A 17,030-nucleotide genomic window follows, 5' to 3' on the forward strand; every position below is an offset into this window, starting at 1 on the left:
AGAATAGAAAAATCAAATCGTGCGGCGCGGCAACTCGCCCGCGATGCCCATTAGCGCGTCGGCCCCAGCCTCTCCCAGCAGGGCTCTCGCTTTTGTCTGCGCAGTCGACCATGCGGACGCAGCGCTGCTAAGCAATGCTCTGCCTTGTTCCGTGAGCGAAAGGGGGCGACTGCGGCCATCGCCTCCGGGGAAGCCTTCGGCGACCCACCCCTGCGAGATCAGGGGTTGCAAAATCCTTGTAAGCGTCGACCGGTCATGATGGTTCTTGCGACCGAGATCCGAACGGCTGAGTGGTTCATGCTCCGCGATAAGCACGAGCAGGCTGAACTGAGGGGCGTTGATGCCGAACAGCCGTAGCGCGTCGTCGTAAATCGCTGTCAAGACCCGCGAAATCTGCCGCGTATGCGTCAGCAGGCAGTTCTGCGCGATCTCGCTGCTCACGTCATTACCTGCTTTGTGCTGAATGTCTAACGTCATGCTCGGCTCATGCTGCATATGCAGTACATTGATGGACAAATTCCAGACTGCCAGCGATTCATCCGTTTGAGCGAGYATGATCGAGGTATCTACATTGCTGTGCGGACTCACCACCGTATGGACGTATTTGAGCGCGCCGGCGAATCCGGGATATGTCTGGGAAAAATGGTTTCTGTGAGTGCACGTATCAGAGCGCGCAGCAGATACATTGCGATGCAAGGAGAACCGTGTCGGCGCACATGGTGAACCCGCTCTTGTCTCAACCGCGCGCCGCCAGGCCAGTCGACGATCAGGATGTGCAACCGCCCTCGCAGTACATTGGCGTTGATCGAGTCGTGGACGTCGATGCTCGCCCTGAAGCCTGGTCGTCGCTCTGGGCCTGCACGCCCGTAGTGGTCCGGCGCGCTACTGGCCCGATGGGACATCGAATCGAGGGAGAACAGTCATTCAAAAGTGGTCAATACTCCGGAAGAATTGATAAATTCCGCGCCGAAACGATCAACTCGAACCCGGGGCCGCATTCACGGCGTCGGCTTCCGGTCCGGTCAGATAGAGGTCACGGAACCGCTCGTCGACCCGCTCCCAAATCAGTTTCGAAAAACAGCATCGCGGCATTCAGCGGACGATGGTTGATCACCACGGAGTCAGCCTCACCCTGTTCGTTCAGGTGCTCCACGAGTAGAGTCTCGATTGGCATGCCCTGAATCTGCGAGCGGTAGGACTCCATGTATCGTCCGTTGCCTGTCTCGCCCTTGTAGCTGTGATGCTGGAACTCGTAGAGCGAGACTGCGTGCTTGATCACCGACAGGATGTCAGCCCGCCCTTCGACCGGACGCTTCAGGACGGTCGCCTCAAGCGTCGCATTTTCGGCTAACCTGGCCAGCCAGAACGGCGGGCCGCCGACAGGAGCCAAGACTGGCGCTGTATCGTTGAATTTCATGTTCGGTACTCAATCGATTGTATGAACGTTGTCAGCGAACACGGGCATCCTCTTCCGTCCCGCCGAACAAATCACGAGGAACGCTGCTAAGACCTGGCAATTCCAGCGCTGGCGGCATCAACAGCGGCTCCTAGCGCGATTCGTGCCTTCTCGCGCCTTCGCCGCGCGAGTCGCTCCACGCCGACACTCCGTTCGGATTCACCGGCCAGAAGTGCATGAATGTCAGGCAGCGTGTAAATGGCGCCACGACTGCCCCAGGTACCGTCCGGAATCTCCGTCGGGAAAACCCAGACGCGCGGTGCGACCTCTTCGAACGGTCGGTTCTCGGCGCGGGCTACCGCTTCTGTGACTGCCTTAACCARCGCTCTACGTGACTCGWCAGTGTAYTGCCCCTCAGGCGCCGAAGGAATGATCCGGTAGCGCGGTGCCTTCGAGCGTTCCCCGCCGACGWATACCGCGGCCGGTCTATGGAGATGAAGCACGGTGACTCCCTGCGCAATCGGATTGCCCGGGTCATAGCCTTCCGCTTTGATCAGGATGTCAGTCAGTTCTCTAACCAAACGTGCTTCCGCTTCAGGCGTCAAGGCATCGTCCGGCCACAGCGCGTCGATCATTGGCATGGTCGCAGTCCTTCGTCATGTGTTTCGGTTTGGCGATCATCGCGCTTTACGGGAGAATCTGGAAGTGGCAGTATTGCCATCATTCGAGGAATATCAGACACATACGCAAATGATCACGATCCGGATCTGGGTCTATGACGGAATTCTGGCATCCGGCGTCGCGGGGCCCATCGACGTCCTCAACGCTGCCAATCACCTGAGCGCACGGGAAGGCACACGTAGGCCCAACCCTTTACCCATGTTCGCGTGGCGCGTGGAATCGCTTGACGGGCAACCGGTCAGGGCTGCTTCGGGCCAGAGCATTGCGGTGGACGGCAAAATCGATCCACGCAAGCGTGCAGACGCCGTTCTGATTACGGCCCCGTTTTTTTCCAACATGGATGAGTTCATCGGCCGCCGGGAGCAGTTGAACGCGCTGTCTTCGGCGCTACGGCGCCAACGCGAGGCGGGAGCCGTGCTGGCCGCATACTGCACGGGCAACTATCTGCTTGCTGAGGCGGGCTTACTCGACGGCCGGGTCGCCACGACACACTGGGCCAAAGCGCCTGACTTTGCCCGACGCTATCCGCGTGTCGAAGTTCGAGCCCGGGAAGTTCTGACCGGGCAAGATGGCATTATCTCGGGCGGTTCAGTGACGTCTTATCTCAACCTCGCCGTGCGGTTGGTCGAAATATTCGCCGGTGAGAAACTTGCCGCGACGACCGCCAAGTCGCTATTGATCGACATGAACCGGACTTCTCAGGCTTCTTACGCCAAGCTTCTCGACGACCACGGACATGCCGATCCGCTCGTCGCGCAAGCTCAACAGCGCATGGAGGCGACACTTCATCAGGGGTTTCGACTGAGTGAACTCGCCGCGTGGCTCGCTGTCAGCGAGCGGACGCTTAACCGACGTTTCAAGCAGGCAGTAGACCTTGCGCCATTAGCGTATCTGCAGAACCTGCGCATCGAAGTGGCCAAACAATTGCTGGAGTCAAGACCTATCGGCCTCGATGTTGTCAGCCAGCGCGTCGGCTATGGAGACCTCAGCACATTTCGACAACTGTTCAAGCGCAAGACCGGTCTCTCGCCGAGCGAATATCAAATGCGATTTGCGCGCGCCTCTGTCGCGGACGATATAGAACGCGAGTCGCGTGGCATTGTTGATTGACAATCCGGAAAACCGCTGAGGCCGAATGCCCCTGGATCTGCTCGAGCAAGCAGTCGTTTGCGCAAATCGATGGACAGCCTGGCCGTCTGGATTGGCCGATGAAGCAATGTTCGTCGCGACGAATCGAATGGCCGTTTGCTGAGCGGACCCGACGTCCGAACGTCCGAGCTATGACGTGGGCGCATGGCGCTTCATGGCCGGGATTGGTCTTACCAACTCTCGGTTGCGATCTCGGAAGCGCGGCCCCTCAACGGCACCGTGGCGCTCAGCGTCAACGGTGGAAACGAACGACTCGAAGTCGAGCCCAGCATGCCGTGGCGGTGCATCAGCATCAGGACACCTCCGAGCTGCACACCCCGTTAAAGGCATTGCTCAAGGCGGGCTCCCCACCGGCCTGAACGAACCTGGGTTGGCGCACCGCCAACCGCCACGTCTATGCGCCGCCGTGCTGGTCTGCTGACTCGACCGCGCGATACGCTGATTCACCCATTCGGCGACAAACGGCGCCACCGCGATGAAAACCGAGCCAACCAAGCCAAGCGCGTGGCTGTCGACCCATGTTTGCGCATCGCGCGGGGATCAACGTGCGTCGCCATCTTGATCAACTCGCGACCGAGCTGAGCTGGGGTGAGCAGGTCATAGGCCTGCCACCTCGGGCGGCACTGCGATCATCATGCCGGCATAAATTGCCCGGATTTCGCTGGCGAGGTAATACGGTGAGAGCTCGATGTCGCTGGTATCCAGCTCATGCCGGATTCTCACTGCAGTCGCGCCAGTCGTAGCCCGTCTCCCAGTAGCGCACAAGCGCCTGGACCTTCGCGAGCTGCACGCCTTGTCTTCGAAGCCAGAAACCCCATTTCAGCGGAGGCGTGTATTGGCGATGCATCGGTCGGGGGGGATTTCTGTAACCTTTTGTCCTCGCGGCGGCGGCGGACACATTGGAATACAAAGCGGACCCACGCCGAGCCACTACTGCGAGCCGCCGGTGGTTGAGCAACCCGGGGCGACGTGCGCCCGAGCCGTCTTAGTCAGCGGCCGTACACGAACATTCGGACTGATCCTACACGGCACTGAAGGCAACTTCATCGTCGGCTACTGCGCTTCTGTCACGTCGGTGGGCTTGCGTCAAAGAAGCGGCCACTCTTACTGCCCGACATAACCGTTAAATGGCCGAACTGCCGCCCGCCTCGAAGCGGCCGGAGCGATGTTGGGACCCCGTGAACTGGGCTCCCTGATTTGCTCGCATCAGGCCGGCTGCGACGGCTTGCGCTCCGCCAGGAGTTTCTGGATGACAGCCTCCGTCTCGGCATAGCTGCCTTCGCCGAAGTGCTGGTAGACGATGCGGCCGTCGGCGTCGATCAGGTACAGGGCGGGCCAGTACTCATTGCGGAATGCCGACCACGTGCCGTACCCGTTGTCCTGCGCTACCGGATAGCGGACGTCGAGGCGCCCGAGTGCGGCCTGCACGTTGGCCGTCGACTTCTCGAAGGCGTATTCGGGCGTGTGTACGCCCACAACGACCAGGCCCCGGTCCTTGTACTTCTCGTACCACTGCTTGACGTAGGGCAGCGTGTTGATGCAGTTCACGCAGGAGTACGTCCAGAAGTCCACCAGCACTACCTTGCCGCGCAAGGCCTGCATAGACAGTGGCGGCGAGTTCAGCCATTGGCTGATGCCAGTGAACTCGGGCGCGGCACTGCCGTTAGCCGGCGGCGCACTGAAGGTGCGCGCGCCAGTCCCAATGAAGTAAACCGCGCCGATGACCAAGGCCACCAGGGCGGCGCGTAGATACGTGCGCATGGTTCGAGTACGTGAAAGATTGGAAGCGATGGCCTGCCAAGCGATGCAGGCAGGCCGCGATGCACGTCAAACCAGATTCAGCTCGACGTGGATGTTGCCGCGCGTCGCTTTCGAATACGGGCAGAGCTGGTGCGCTGCCTCCACTACGGCTCGCGCCACCTCACGGTCCACGCCTGGCAGGCTGACATTCAGGCGGGCCTGCAGGAAGTACGCATCGCCGGTTGTGCCCAGGTCCACTTCGGTATCGAGTGCCAAGTCCGCCGGCAGCTTAGTCTTCATCTGACTGGCGGCACGGCCCATCGCGCCGATAAAGCAGGCGGACCAGCCTGCGGCAAACAACTGCTCCGGATTCGTGCCGTGACCGTTGCTGCCAGGGGGCGACAGCTTAAGGTTCAGACGGTCGTCGTCACTGTGCGCCTGGCCATCGCGGCCGCCAGTAACGTGGACCTTTCCGGTGTAAAGCACATTTTCGATACGGATCATGATGGATCTCCTTGGACTGAGAGGGATTCGATTGCGCGTCCCGGTTACTTCGCACTTGTCTGGCGCCGGGCCACGCTATGGATTAAAGAAGACCGATGTATCCCCCACGTAGCGCGAAAAAGCCCTTCTGTCTGGGCAAGTATCCCGCTTGCTGCCAGATACAAAGGCATACAAAAATCCGGCGGCAGTGGCGGTGGGGGCAAGTTCCAGGCCGCCGGCTCCTTCAGTCGATGCTTGCGCCTGTCAGCTGTTCGCTGAGCTGCCAGAGCCGTCCGGCGGCGATGGGGTCTGTCGCTCGGGTACGTACGCCATGCAGCTCCCTCGAATCGTCGGGAGGGAGTGCACGGGCAATGTCGCAGTCGGCGCAGTAAACGCCGCCCATGCCGTCGAGTCTGGGATTCGTTGCGCACCAGAACGACGTAGCAGCGCCTTGATCCGGTGCCTTCTTGCTGTTCTGCGGATCAATGATCGGCCTTCCCTCCTTGTCGTAATCGCTGTCGACGGCCACGGGAAAACCGATGCGGAAATCGGGAATCGCGCGGCGGACGTTTTCGGGCCTCTTCTCGAAGGCGAACTCGGGTGTGTGCACGCCGATCACCGTCAGGCCCTGGTCCTTGTACTTGTCAGCCCATGCGCGCAGGTACGGCAGGGTGCGAATGCAGTTGATGCAGGAGTATGTCCAGAAGTAGACCAGTGTGACCTTGCCCCGCAACTGCTCGTCCGACAACGGGCGCTCCGCTGGCAGGTGGCCCGTGTTGCCAAACACCAGTTTAAGGTTGAGGTAAGATTTCTGGCGATTAATTGCATTTTTCTCGTCAGGGGGATGCTCGCCATGGATGTTGAAGATCGTCATTCGTGCGACTCGCGCTCATCATTCATGCGAGCATAGCTTTTCAGTGCGAAACAGGGCACCTGTGGGGCGTTTCGCCCGCTGCTTTTATTCGCAAGTTCGATGTAGTCTCAAGAATACGGAACATCATTCGCCCTGCTGTTGCCTTCCAGCAACGGTCGAAAAGCGTACTTGCGGACGAAATCCGGATAGAAATCAGAGCGGTTGGACCGTGTGATTGGTCTCGCATATGGTGAGCACCGGTCGCACGATCTCTGATCCTCAACACCGGAAGGCCGGCCAACACTGGGAGAGCAAACCTTCGGGAGACACCCATGAGTGGTAAAGCCAATGTTCACGTCGCGCCGCACGGGGAAGGTTGGGCCGTGACGCGAGAGGTCGCGGAGTACGTTCTCTCGCCCCACAGCGAGTTGGTGAATAGAATCGCCCTTGGCGTAGTGCTTGCCCGGCATGCCGGCGTCGAGTTGGTCGTCTTTGGCAGGGAGGGCCAAGTCCTCGTGCGCCACCACTCGCGGATCTGCTTGAGGTGGCCGGCCTCCCACGCAGCACCTTCTACGATCAGCAAAAGCTGCTGATTGGCTTCCCGGTCGGGCGCCTCCTTCTGGGACGCGATCGCCGACTACGAATCAAAGAAGATGACGAGTAGGACGCCGTTTCCCGCATCGCCCAATGCTATGACGAATGGATGGCAATCTTCGAACGGGCGCGTCCATCCCGCGCTGGCGCCTGAGCTCTCGAAAACCACAGAACAGTGCCATGAAAGTAAGCCCCATTGCCGGGCAAACCTGCCTAACGGAGCTCACCCAAAATCCATCCGCCGCTTAATGAGCAGAGTGACATCAATGCCTTGCTTCGCCTGCGATGTTCCTAGTTGACGGTGCCACCCAGTTCGCTAGCTTATCTCGCTAACGCCTGCATTAAGAATACGCTTATAAAAGCCGATTTCATTGATGATCGCCTTTCCACTATTTTCTCGCAGCAATGCCATCTGCTGCTGCGCGCGCGCCGTATCCCCTCGTTTCGCCGCGACGTAGCCCAAAAGCATCCATGGATAGCTTGCGCTTGGGTCGATCTGTGTGGACCAGGTTGGCGCGTGCGCATTCAGATAGGCATACCCAGTATCATACCGGCTTTGCGTCGCAACAGTATCGGACGATAAGGGAATTTCATTGAGCTGCGGAAATACTTGCGTGACCGTTCCAGGATAGAAATTCGGATTAATAGTACTATCGGAATCCGCGGCAAAAAATGCCGAACCATTGGATCTCCCCTGAATTCCAACCGCAACCGAATTTGCTACCTGGCTGTAATAGATCGAGTCCGAATCACCCAGCACCTTAAGCGCATTCGAAAAATCGACTAGTCCTCGGTAATTTTCCGTATTGTCCTCCGTGTAAGCAATATTTGATGGAGTAAAGCTCGGACAATGTGTCGTATTGGTTGGTGGTGTGTAGTCTTGTCGGTAAACAGAAATCAGACCACCCGGCTTTTGCGGGACTGCCAGATTTGCGTAGGCGATGGCTTTGAGGATGGACAAGTTGTTCCGAAACCATGTGACGTCGCCAGTCACCCTCATATATTCTGCCGCCAGGGACAAGAATGTTGAAGCATAAGAATCGTTAGAATCGGCTGGGCACTGTATTGGAGAATTTAAATCCCCGTTAAATTTAATGTCGTTTATTGTGTAGTTCACGCGACTGACATTCTTGATATACAGATCCATGTAAGCCCGCACCTCATTCTGGCGGTCCTTTATGAATCCGAACAAGCCAATATTTGCAAAATACCAGTTCAGCCAATTACTTCCAGAGCCAACTTGATAGGCTCCAGCAAAGGGGCCAGTTGTAATTTTCAAGGCATCAAGACTAGCAAGGATATCAAATCCTGATTTGGCGGACGCACCTGCGCTTGGATTTGCATTCTCAGGCTGATATTTTGTGGTTGAATTACCAATCACCGCGGTGGACTCTTCAGAGTTACCACCTCCATCACAACCCGCCAGGGCCATCGCGAGAGCGGTAAAGAGAACCAACCCCCTGGAGGGAAGGCGATACAAAGGGTAAATAGACTTCAATTCCATACTGTGGTTTATTGATTTAAATCTAGATTAAAACATGGAAACAATTTATGTCCCGCGTATCTGGGCTCGGACCGCAAGAAAGAGTGCTTACCAAAGCATTTTCAATTTGACGGCGCGGTCGTGTAAAGTCGGACCATGAATTAGACTAAATCGCTGCGTCAAACTTCGGACCGATACGACTACGCGTCGTCATCAAGCGCCACGTATTCACCGCTTCACGGCTTAGTCGTTACTCGTAAGAGAAGAAGCTGCCGAGCTTGTCCTTGCGTTTGAGCGCCATGCCGGCGCCCCGCACTACGCAGCTCAATGGGTCTTCGGTCACCAGCACAGGTAGGCCGGTTTCCTCTGCCAGGAGGCGATCCAGTTCACGCAGCAACGCCCCGCCCGCCGGTCAGCATCATGCCGCGCTCGGCAATGTCGGCAACGAGTTCCGGCGGGATCTGTTCGAGCGCGATCTTAACTGCCGACACGATTTGATTAAGCGGATCGGTCAGCGCTTCGAGGATTTCGTTGGACGACACCGTGAATGCGCGCGGGATACCTTCGGACAGATTGCGGCCCTTGACCTCCATTTCGCGGACTTCGGAGCCTGGGAAGGCCGATCCGATTGCCTTCTCGATGGCCTCGGCGGTCCGCTCGCCAATCAGCATGCCGTAATTGCGCCGAATGTAGTTGACGATGGCTTCATTGAACCTGTCGCCGCCCACGCGTACGGAGCCCTTATAGACCATCCATACTGACCTCGGTCGTACCCCCACCGACATCCACCACCATCGAGCCGGACGGCTCTGACACCGGTAGGCCCGCGCCTAGCGCGGCCGCCATTGGTTCTTCGACCAGGTAGACCTGGCTGGCGTCGGCGGCCAGTGCGGATTCGCGGATTGCATGGCGCTCGACCTGGGTCGAGCCGCAGGGCACGCAGATGATGATTCGCGGCGACGGCCGAAGCAGTTTGGTGTCGTGCACCATCTTGATGAACTGCTTGAGCATCTGCTCCTGACCGTAAAGTCGCGATCACGCCGTCTTTCAACGGACGGATGGCCTCAGTGTTTCCCGGTACCTTGCCCAGCATCTGTTTGGCTTCCTGGCCGACCRCCTGGATGGTTTTCCGAGGATTGAGAGCACCCTGCCGGCGGATCGCAACCACGGAGGGTTCATCCAGGACGATTCCCTTATCGCGCATGTAGATGAGAGTGTTGGCAGTACCGAGATCGATCGCAAGATCGTTGAAGAAGTAGCTGCGGAGAAATCCGAACATCAAGAGTCTTTCTGGTAATTCGCAGGAATGCAGAACGGCGGGCGCCACTTCTGGCGCCAACCAATTGAAAATCACGCATGATATGGAAGCGTCACACGTCGAGCCTGGTCCGAGCCGTCAACGACCCCGGTGGCAGCTTAGACCACCTAGTGTAGTGGCACAGGAGAAAGTTGATTAGATCGCCTGTAAAAAACCACTCCAGAATCACAAGTACCTCCAAGGATTAATCGGAAAACACCTTGGCTCGATACCCCCGAGTGACGCGAACCGGGCTTGCATGACTCTGGGCGGTAAGCCCCGAATGTCAAGCGGAAGCGAATGATACCTTATGACTCTGTCCGCTCTAGGCTTCACAGTCTCCCCGTGCAAACAGCACCGTCGCGAAGTACGTGCGGCGTCCGAGATGACTACCCTTGCGCGCTGCTATCTAGTCGTCGAAGCCGTGTCTGCTGCAGCGTTAAAACCGCCCTCCTCGACTTTCACCGCATGTTTAACTGCCGATTGCACACTCTCGTACCGCGCATTGGATGCGTCGATGACGGACCAGCATTCCGTCATGATTTAGCTCACCGAACGACGCACGAGTCAGCCCGATTAAGCGAGATTAAGTGAGCGGAGTTCGCACGAGTGCTTTTGGAGCGTTAACTATGGGAAGATCTCGGAAGACGGCGGCACAGGCGGACCAGGTGCTGTTTCTGGATTTTGATAACTGCGTTCACTCTTGTGAGCATCGCGCTTCCGCCTGAAGCTTGTACGCACCTCGCGGGTATCACTGACCAGGAGACTCGGAAGGTGTCAATGACGTTGCGTCCCTTCGTGTCTGCAGTTCAGCAAGTCCTAAAGCGAGCGGCGCAACATTCCCGCCACCGCCAGTTGGCGTTTGTCATATATCTCGCTCTTAGTTTCTTCGAAGAAACCGAAGGCGCACCGTATCCCCCCATCGTTAACGAGACGCGTTTGCGATTCCCCCAGATTTCACAAAATTTGCGCGTCTAATTTCCTCGAAGAAACTGACTTCGTGTTGCCCCAAGTAAAACTGCCGAGTGATGCGAACCTTGCGCACCGGTGCTTTGTAGCCAATTCCCAGTAAACGGTCACACTCATATTGCGGAACTGCCTTGGCAAGTTCTTCTGACGACTCGTTACTACCCAATCATGAATTCCCCAGACGGGACCAAGATGAACTTCATCCCGAGAGAGTTTTCGATCAACTTAGGTGATTCTGCCGCGGCCTTAACCCTCCCGATTGAGATCGCGAGCAAAGCCAGAATCGACACCGTTGCATGTTTCCACATATTGGAGGCGTTGTTGCATAAATCGGACTTAAAAACACAGAGGATCCTGTGATCCGAAATTCAGACGATGCGGACGGACTTCGGGCGTGCAAGAGCCGCCATGCGGTTAAGCACGCCTGCGCGGATCGCCACTTCTGTTGCTTGCGAGCCGATGCACGCGCCCAAAGGCGATTGCCCGTGAGCGTCTTGAGCCCGTATATCAGGTTCTCGACCAGCGAGCGACGGTGGTAGTCGCAGCTCTTCTTCCATTCCCCTTGTACATGGCGGGCAACTTCACCGCGAGCTCCTGCGCTCGGCGGCTCAACGTCGTGTAATTGGGTACCGGCAACTCGAGGAATGCGAGCTTGCGCAGGCTACACGCGAAGCCCTGGAGAGCCCGCAGAGGCAGATGGAAGACTTGCTTGAGTCCAAGCAGCATCTGATTCGCTGCGTCCGAGCAGACGTGCGGCCGCCCCCGCCTGGGCGATGTGTCCTCGGGCGCCGTGCCCAGTACGCTTTCGTCAATCCACATCGTCACGTCGCCTCTCGCAATCAAGCCAGCGTTGTAGCTCGCCCAGTTCCTGACACGATAGACACCTTTCGGCTCGCTTCGCTTGTGTTCGTCCTTGCGCATCTTCTCGGCAAAAAGTCGAGAATCTACGCAAGTCCCCGAAAAGTTAACAGACGTGCCAACTTGGCTGTTGCGCGTAAACGTCAGCTAGCACAGCCGGATTTATGCAACAACGCCCATATTGGGCTCAAAGATAGGCAATTCGATCACGCAGGCCTGAGTGTGGCTTCTTTGTCTGTTGTGCGGACCAATGGCGATGAGATTGCAATGGTCAGGAGGGCAACCCAATTAGTGACTTCCCTAGGATCGTGTCTATCCGGACTTTTTGAGGACGCCCAAGCAGATATCGCTTGAAGCCTACTGGTCTGGGGAGGGCATGGATGTACTACTACGCGATATCGGAGGATCGCGCTGCTCGATTGCCGATATCTGGCGGCAGGCCGGAACAGCTGGCCACGTGATCTTGCCGCTGTCTGGCGCTGCACGATCTTGAAATATCCCGTTTCGGCGTCGCGCACCGCGCCATCGCTGGAAAAAGTACAGCTTGCCGCCGACTCCGTCCCGCAGTGGCTCGTCTTATGGACGCACAGGATCGTCCCAGATGGTGCGCAGCAACGCGGATCAATGAAGCGACGCTTGAGGTCCAGGGCCCGCCCCTTGCCGGCAGGCAAGTCGACAAGATCCACACCGATGACACACCCGTGCCGGTGTTCGAACCCGGCAACGGCAAGACCAAGACTGGTCGGATCTGGACCTACGTGCGCGACCACCGGCTCGCCGGTTCACGCGACGCGCCAGCGGCCTGGTTCGCATACAGTCCCAGTCGTTCCGGCGAGCACCCACTGGCGCATTTGAAGGGCTTCAAAGGGACGCTGCAGGCTGACGCATTTGCCGGCTATGACAGATCTATGAGGGCGGTGCCGTGCGTGAAGCTGGGTGTATGACTCAGTATCCCGAGAGCCGTTTTATCTGGAGAAGCGACCGGGCATGGCAAGGTACACATGGCACCACGCAGATATGGGACGCCGGACGCCTCAGCACGATCGCCGGTCAGGGCATACCAGGCAGGACCTACAACCGTCGACGTCAGCTTCTGCGCGTAAGGCACATGCATGAACCCGTTCATTTGTATAAACAAATTATCTTCCCACTATAGCGGGGCTTGGACGTCGGTCTTCATCGCGTCATTGCGATGTGCCTGCTGAACCGACTAACACTGCCCTTGTTATGTTCCCCGGTGTTCAACCGGCGAGGCCGACCGTGGGTGTGAGGCTCACCCTCCCGCCGCCGCTGGATCGGAGCGTGGCCACTAGGTCTGGGAGGTCGGTTCATTTTAAGTGGGTTAACTGATGCAACATGCTTATGCAGACAAGCCTCTAACCGCGGCCTGCGCCCTGAGCTAGCCACAGCCTGTGCAGTGGTGGTCAAAGTGGCCGAACACGCCACTATATTAATTTTTCATTTAGCATTTTGATAGAGAAAGACCACATTTCTTCTTCACGTTTTGCCCCCTCGGCGAGTTTTCCAGAAGACCCGCTGCTCGATCGTTCTCCACTGAAAGCGCGTTGTTTTGACTTTCGTATGTCGCCGTCCTAACATCTGTAATAGTTCTCGCTTCTCCTCGTCTGCCGGATGGAAGTATCGATGCCAGAGACAGACTCGGCGAACGGCACTTGGAAGTCACATGCAGCGTGGAATGCCAACGCATCGCCACACCCATCATAACCATGAAAATCGTCTTAAATCGCTAGTGATACCGGCATTAGGAGCGATCCCCACTCCCGCTAGAAACCCGATGGTCGATCTGGATTATCCATTTTGGATTTTTTTCACACCGCGCTAAACAATCGGATTTTGAGGAGCAATGCCATGTGCGGAATAGTCGGCGCAATTGCGCAACATGACGTCACGACTGCCTTGCTCGAAGGTCTGCGGCGTCTCGAGTACCGTGGCTACGATTCATGCGGTATCGCTGTGCTCAAGGAAGGGAAACTGCAGCGCCTGCGCAGCGTGGCCCGCGTGGCCAAGCTTGGGGAACAGGTGGCCGAGGAAGGCTTGCGCGGTACTTTGGGCATTGCCCACACGAGGTGGGCAACCCACGGCCCGCCGGCCACCTGCAATGCCCACCCCATTTTCTCGTGTGGCGAAATCGCCCTTGTCCACAACGGCATCATTGAGAATTTCGAAGCGCTACGCAAGTCATTGTGCGAGCGCGACTATGTCTTCGAATCGCAGACCGATACTGAAGCCATTGCACATCTTGTCCACTATCACTATCACCGCGGACAAAAAACCAGTTTGCTCGAGGCCGTCCGCCTCACGGTGGCCGAGTTGCAGGGCGCCTATGCAATTGCAGTGCTCTCGTCTCACGAGCCGGACCAGGTGATCGGGGCTCGCAGTGGCTCACCGCTTGTAGTGGGATTGGGGATGGCCGGTAATTACCTGGCATCCGACGCAATGGCGCTGGCTGGCAGCGCGAGTCGCTTCATCTATCTCGAGGAAGGCGATATGGTGGCATTGTCGCGTGCCGGCATAACGATGTTCGACCGGCGAGGTGTCGTCGTCACGCGTGCGGCGCTTGCGCTCGATACGGGGACCGGAAGTGTTGAACTCGGCCCCTACCGGCACTACATGCAAAAGGAGATTTTTGAGCAGCCGGCCGTTATCGCGGATCGAACGGAACAGCTCGTTGCGATTGGTCCCGAGCTGTTTGGGCCAATGGCGCAGAGCACATTCGACCAGATCGACGCACTACGCCTGCTGGCTTGCGGAACGAGCTACCATTCCGCGCTGACAGCGAAGTACTGGTTCGAGTCCATTGCCAGACTGCCGACCGACGTGGAATTCGCTAGCGAATATCGCTACCGGGATAGCGTACCGAATCCTAACGCGCTCGTGGTCGTAGTCTCGCAGTCCGGCGAGACGGCTGATACGCTTGCGGCACTCAAGCACGCTCAATCCCTAGGTCATCGGCACACGCTCGCGATATGCAATGTCGCAGGCAGCGCCATTGTGCGACAGGCCGAATCGCACTACCTGACGCGGGCGGGCACCGAGATCGGCGTCGCTTCCACGAAAGCCTTCACTACACAGCTGGTTGGACTTTTCCTGCTAGCCATTACATTGGCAAAGCAACGCGGCAGGATCGCCCCGTCGCAGGAGATGGCCCTCCTTACGCAACTGCGTAATCTGCCAGCCTCGCTCACCAGGGTGCTCGCGCTGGAGCCGTTGATCATGGCCTGGGCGGACGTCCTGGCGCAAAAGGAGAACGCCCTCTTTCTTGGGCGTGGCGTGCATTTCCCTATTGCCCTTGAGGGCGCCTTAAAATTGAAGGAGATCTCGTACATCCATGCCGAGGCCTTTGCCGCCGGAGAGTTAAAGCATGGCCCATTGGCGCTAGTGACAGACCAGATGCCGGTGGTGGCCATTGCGCCCAATGATGCGTTGCTTGAAAAGCTAAAGTCGAACATGCAGGAGGTTCGGGCGCGCGGCGGCGAACTGTATGTCTTCGCGGATTCGGGCACCATGATCGGCTCCTCGGTTGGCCTTAACGTTATCCGCATGCCGGAGAACTACGGCATGCTCTCCCCCGTCCTGCACGTTGTTCCCTTGCAATTGCTGGCGTATCACACTGCCTGCAAGCGGGGTACCGACGTTGACAAGCCGCGGAATCTCGCGAAATCGGTTACCGTCGAATAAAGGAATCCCGCCAGGGAAATGTCTTGGATTTACTCTCGACAAGGAGTGCTCGGATATGGCGTGGCGCATCGGTGCGGTGGCACTGCTCTCGGTGTGGTGGCGTCGGCCCAAAGCAGGAGGGATGCAAATGATGGCATGGCAATTTGGACCACAATTGTCCGATAATAGTCTTACCCGTTTTCGCTTGTGGGCGCCTGACGCCATCGAGCAAGGCTGGGCGGTGCGCCTTGAGGTGCTTGGTCTCGGACCAACGTTGATGCGCGAATCGAGCCATGGCTGGCTTGAGGTGGAGGCCCCTTGCGGTGCTGGTAGTCGCTACTGGTTTCGCCTGGACAACGGCATGTCGGTACCCGATCCGGCGTCGCGCGCGCAGGCGGTCGATGTCCAAGGCGCAAGCATCGTATGCGATGCCAGCAGTTATGCCTGGTGCAATCCGGACTGGCTTGGTCGCCCTCTGGCGGAGGCAGTCATCCATGAGACAGACAATGACTCCCATTGCAGCTTTATGGAAGTTGCCAGCCATCTACCCGCGCTCGCCGCACGCGGATTCACTGCGGTCAGCCTGAACCCTCATGCGCAGGATTCGGTAGCATGCAAGTGCTTCTACGCGCCGCTGCCCTTCGCCCCCGAGCGCTCGTACGGGGGCCTCAATCAACTGCGTGCACTGGTGGACCGGGCCCATGGTCTAGGCATGATGGTGCTGGTGACCCTTGCGTACGACCAGTTCGTTTCCGAGGGAAACCAGCTTGGGCATTACGCAAGTCCATTCTTCCAGTACAACGGATCGGGCAACGCCATCAATTTCCAGCATCCCGCGGTACGGCAGTACTTTACCGAAAATGTATTGTACTGGCTCATCGATTTCCAAATCGACGGGTTGTACCTTGTTGTGGCGGATAGCGCGGCGGCCGAATGCTGGATTTCCGAACTCGCCGCCACGGTGCGCGCCACCCTTCCTGAGGAGAGGCGTGTGCATCTGTTGGACTGCCGTGTCTAGTCTTTTTCCGCAGACCTCGGCGCCTCGGCCTCAGGGTTGAGGCGGTCCCAGCTCATCGCCCAGCCATACAGCGCAATGCAGCCAAACACGATCCAAGTTGGGCCCAGCACGAAAGACAGTAAGGGCATCAGCAGCAGGGAGTACTGGAACACGAGGTACGCGTGAAGCGTCAATTGCAACGGTACGGCAATCACGACAAAGGCAAGGGTGAACAGTGTCAGGCAGATCTTGCTTGGCCAAGAAAAATCGAAGATGTAGTAAACCAGAGCATGACCCCACGGGAGCAGGAACAGGAAGGCGAATGAGGTCTTCAGCCCGTTATCAACATATCCACTCACCGTATAAGGAAAGCTGTCCGGCGCCACGGCAAAGAAGAGAATCGCCGTGGTCTGTATGAAAATCGCGAACTGCAAAAAGTACCTTAGTGGCAGAAAGCGATCGGGGAGCCGCAGCGTAAGCAAGGCGACGATGATCGTGGCGGCTACCGTCACCCACCACGTGCGCAAGTTGGGTGCTATCGCTGGTACATACAGGTGCGGTAGGGTGATTTCGAGCGACGCCAAGGGCGTTGGCTTTTGAATTACGGTGCCGCCCATCCCTAGTTTTCCAATCCAGAACTCAAAAATGGCCGCCCACCCGGCGCTGAGTGCGCCGCGCAACATCCATTCGRCCACATTGAACAGGACTGGCACCAGCAGGATGATCGCCAGCCTAGGGGCCGATAGTGTCAGGTGGTCCAGGGATCGATGCCGGGCGCGGCATAGCACCTTAAGGCCGAGCGCATCCCCCTTGTCTGGATGCTCGGGAATGGCCCTATGGCGGGATGACATG

12 protein-coding genes and 5 pseudogenes are annotated in these 17,030 nt (G+C 57.8%); 6 read left to right on the forward strand and 11 right to left on the reverse strand.

Annotated elements, in window-relative coordinates:
- Nucleotides 1-12: 12 nt before the first annotated feature.
- From AC1DT6_RS13315 to AC1DT6_RS13325, 3 genes are all read right to left on the reverse strand, one after another.
- The gene (locus AC1DT6_RS13315) at nucleotides 13-477 is read right to left on the reverse strand and encodes a MarR family winged helix-turn-helix transcriptional regulator (RefSeq protein ID WP_477114724.1); all 465 of its coding nucleotides are present in this window, start codon (nucleotides 475-477) and stop codon (nucleotides 13-15) included.
- Nucleotides 478-1,033: 556 nt separating this feature from the next.
- Complete coding sequence (locus AC1DT6_RS13320; RefSeq protein WP_441627176.1) at nucleotides 1,034-1,417, reverse strand: hypothetical protein; 384 nt, start codon at nucleotides 1,415-1,417, stop codon at nucleotides 1,034-1,036.
- An 86-nt stretch (nucleotides 1,418-1,503) separates the two neighbouring features.
- Complete coding sequence (locus AC1DT6_RS13325) at nucleotides 1,504-2,037, reverse strand: tautomerase family protein (RefSeq protein WP_477114725.1); 534 nt, start codon at nucleotides 2,035-2,037, stop codon at nucleotides 1,504-1,506.
- Between the two features lie 109 nt (nucleotides 2,038-2,146).
- Between AC1DT6_RS13325 and AC1DT6_RS13330 the strand changes: the two genes are divergently transcribed.
- Together AC1DT6_RS13330 and AC1DT6_RS13335 are read left to right on the forward strand one after the other, a co-directional pair.
- Complete coding sequence (locus AC1DT6_RS13330) at nucleotides 2,147-3,187, forward strand: GlxA family transcriptional regulator (RefSeq protein WP_441627242.1); 1,041 nt, start codon at nucleotides 2,147-2,149, stop codon at nucleotides 3,185-3,187.
- A gap of 228 nt (nucleotides 3,188-3,415) precedes the next feature.
- Nucleotides 3,416-3,585 (forward strand): annotated as a pseudogene (locus AC1DT6_RS13335) (DUF1059 domain-containing protein).
- Nucleotides 3,586-3,932: 347 nt separating this feature from the next.
- On the opposite strand, the gene AC1DT6_RS13340 reads toward AC1DT6_RS13335, so the two are convergent.
- The 4 genes and pseudogenes from AC1DT6_RS13340 to AC1DT6_RS13355 form a co-directional block, all read right to left on the reverse strand.
- Nucleotides 3,933-4,073 (reverse strand): epoxide hydrolase N-terminal domain-containing protein, encoded by a 141-nt coding sequence (locus AC1DT6_RS13340; protein ID WP_441627179.1) that lies wholly within the window; start codon nucleotides 4,071-4,073, stop codon nucleotides 3,933-3,935.
- Between the two features lie 359 nt (nucleotides 4,074-4,432).
- Nucleotides 4,433-4,987 (reverse strand): thioredoxin family protein, encoded by a 555-nt coding sequence (locus AC1DT6_RS13345; protein WP_441627181.1) that lies wholly within the window; start codon nucleotides 4,985-4,987, stop codon nucleotides 4,433-4,435.
- Between the two features lie 66 nt (nucleotides 4,988-5,053).
- Nucleotides 5,054-5,470 carry an organic hydroperoxide resistance protein gene (locus tag AC1DT6_RS13350; RefSeq protein ID WP_441627183.1) on the reverse strand — a complete coding sequence of 139 codons (417 nt, stop codon included), beginning with the start codon at nucleotides 5,468-5,470 and terminating at the stop codon, nucleotides 5,054-5,056.
- A 487-nt stretch (nucleotides 5,471-5,957) separates the two neighbouring features.
- Nucleotides 5,958-6,200, reverse strand: a pseudogene (locus AC1DT6_RS13355) (redoxin domain-containing protein); the annotation flags it as partial.
- Nucleotides 6,201-6,634: 434 nt separating this feature from the next.
- Between AC1DT6_RS13355 and AC1DT6_RS13360 the strand changes: the two are divergent.
- Nucleotides 6,635-6,895 (forward strand): DUF2188 domain-containing protein, encoded by a 261-nt coding sequence (locus AC1DT6_RS13360; RefSeq protein WP_441627185.1) that lies wholly within the window; start codon nucleotides 6,635-6,637, stop codon nucleotides 6,893-6,895.
- A gap of 317 nt (nucleotides 6,896-7,212) precedes the next feature.
- Here AC1DT6_RS13360 and AC1DT6_RS13365 read toward each other — a convergent pair whose 3' ends face one another.
- The 3 genes and pseudogenes from AC1DT6_RS13365 to AC1DT6_RS13375 all read right to left on the reverse strand — a co-directional run bounded on the left by AC1DT6_RS13365 (nucleotide 7,213) and on the right by AC1DT6_RS13375 (nucleotide 11,566).
- Nucleotides 7,213-8,400, reverse strand: a complete 1,188-nt coding sequence (locus tag AC1DT6_RS13365; RefSeq protein WP_441627187.1) for a hypothetical protein — start codon at nucleotides 8,398-8,400, stop codon at nucleotides 7,213-7,215.
- A 229-nt stretch (nucleotides 8,401-8,629) separates the two neighbouring features.
- A pseudogene (locus AC1DT6_RS13370) lies at nucleotides 8,630-9,658 on the reverse strand (rod shape-determining protein).
- A gap of 1,355 nt (nucleotides 9,659-11,013) precedes the next feature.
- A pseudogene (locus AC1DT6_RS13375) lies at nucleotides 11,014-11,566 on the reverse strand (transposase).
- Between the two features lie 614 nt (nucleotides 11,567-12,180).
- Between AC1DT6_RS13375 and AC1DT6_RS13380 the strand changes: the two are divergent.
- The 3 genes and pseudogenes from AC1DT6_RS13380 to AC1DT6_RS13390 all read left to right on the forward strand — a co-directional run.
- Nucleotides 12,181-12,408 (forward strand): annotated as a pseudogene (locus AC1DT6_RS13380) (IS66 family transposase); the annotation flags it as partial.
- Nucleotides 12,409-13,372: 964 nt separating this feature from the next.
- The gene (gene glmS / locus AC1DT6_RS13385; RefSeq protein WP_441627189.1) at nucleotides 13,373-15,202 is read left to right on the forward strand and encodes a glutamine--fructose-6-phosphate transaminase (isomerizing); all 1,830 of its coding nucleotides are present in this window, start codon (nucleotides 13,373-13,375) and stop codon (nucleotides 15,200-15,202) included.
- A gap of 55 nt (nucleotides 15,203-15,257) precedes the next feature.
- Entirely contained in the window at nucleotides 15,258-16,199 is a 942-nt protein-coding gene (locus AC1DT6_RS13390; RefSeq protein ID WP_441627191.1) for an alpha-amylase family protein, read from the forward strand.
- Here the strand turns inward: AC1DT6_RS13390 and AC1DT6_RS13395 are convergent.
- Nucleotides 16,196-17,029: a hypothetical protein gene (locus AC1DT6_RS13395; protein WP_477114726.1), complete on the reverse strand. Its 834-nt coding sequence runs from the start codon at nucleotides 17,027-17,029 to the stop codon at nucleotides 16,196-16,198. The two genes, AC1DT6_RS13390 and AC1DT6_RS13395, sit on opposite strands and share 4 nt — an antisense overlap.
- Nucleotide 17,030: the final 1 nt, after the last annotated feature.

The organism is Cupriavidus sp. 01L45 (assembly GCF_056399885.1).